Source organism: Enterococcus diestrammenae, from assembly GCF_049384045.1.
In the GTDB taxonomy this organism is placed as follows: Bacteria; Bacillota; Bacilli; order Lactobacillales; family Enterococcaceae; genus Enterococcus_C; species Enterococcus_C diestrammenae.
On sequence record NZ_JBMRGR010000040.1, the window covers coordinates 1 to 1,367 of the forward strand.

Annotated in this window: 1 rRNA gene; it reads left to right on the top strand. The window is 48.0% G+C overall.

The features are described from left to right. Positions 1-156 precede the first annotated feature (156 nt). Positions 157-1,367 (top strand): 23S ribosomal RNA (locus tag ACO03U_RS13705); the annotation flags it as partial.

Below are 1,367 nucleotides of genomic sequence, written 5' to 3' on the forward strand. Positions count from 1 at the left end.
AAGATTGTTCATTGAAAACTGGATATTGAAGTAAATCAAAACAAACCGAGAACACCGCGTTGAATGAGTTTTTTAAGAAGTTCAATTGCTTATTTTCTTGAGTAAGCTGTCATCGCTGGCAGAACTGCTCAAAACCCAAGACCGTAGGTCTTGTAAGGTTAAGTGAATAAGGGCGCACGGTGGATGCCTTGGCACTAGGAGCCGATGAAGGACGGGACTAACGCCGATATGCTTTGGGGAGCTGTAAGTAAGCTATGATCCAGAGATTTCCGAATGGGGGAACCCAGCATCTTTGATAGGATGTTACTGCTACGTGAATTCATAGCGTAGTAGAGGTAGACGCAGAGAACTGAAACATCTAAGTACCTGCAGGAAGAGAAAGAAAATTCGATTCCCTGAGTAGCGGCGAGCGAAACGGGAAAAGCCCAAACCAAGAGGCTTGCCTCTTGGGGTTGTAGGACTCCAACCTGGTAGTATTTTCAGATAGTCGAATGACTTGGAAAGGTCAGTCAAAGAGGGTAATAACCCCGTAGACGAAATTTGGAATGCACCTAGGAGTATCCTGAGTACGGCGGAACACGAGAAATTCCGTCGGAATCCGGGAGGACCATCTCCCAAGGCTAAATACTCCCTAGTGACCGATAGTGAACCAGTACCGTGAGGGAAAGGTGAAAAGCACCCCGGGAGGGGAGTGAAATAGAACCTGAAACCGTGTGCCTACAACAAGTTAGAGCCCGTTAATGGGTGATAGCGTGCCTTTTGTAGAATGAACCGGCGAGTTACGATTGCATGCGAGGTTAAGGTGAAGAGCCGGAGCCGTAGCGAAAGCGAGTCTGAAGAGGGCGAATGAGTATGTAGTCGTAGACCCGAAACCATGTGATCTACCCATGTCCAGGTTGAAGGTGCGGTAAAACGCACTGGAGGACCGAACCCACGTACGTTGAAAAGTGCGGGGATGAGGTGTGGGTAGCGGAGAAATTCCAAACGAACTTGGAGATAGCTGGTTCTCTCCGAAATAGCTTTAGGGCTAGCGTCGAAGTTGAGAATGATGGAGGTAGAGCACTGTTTGGACTAGGGGCCCATCTCGGGTTACCGAATTCAGATAAACTCCGAATGCCATTCATTCATATTCGGCAGTCAGACTGTGAGTGATAAGATCCATAGTCGAAAGGGAAACAGCCCAGACCACCAGCTAAGGTCCCCAAATATATGTTAAGTGGAAAAGGATGTGGGGTTGCACAGACAACTAGGATGTTGGCTCAGAAGCAGCCATCATTTAAAGAGTGCGTAATAGCTCACTAGTCGAGTGACCCTGCGCCGAAAATGTACCGGGGCTAAACATATTACCGAAGCTGTGGATTGTACCT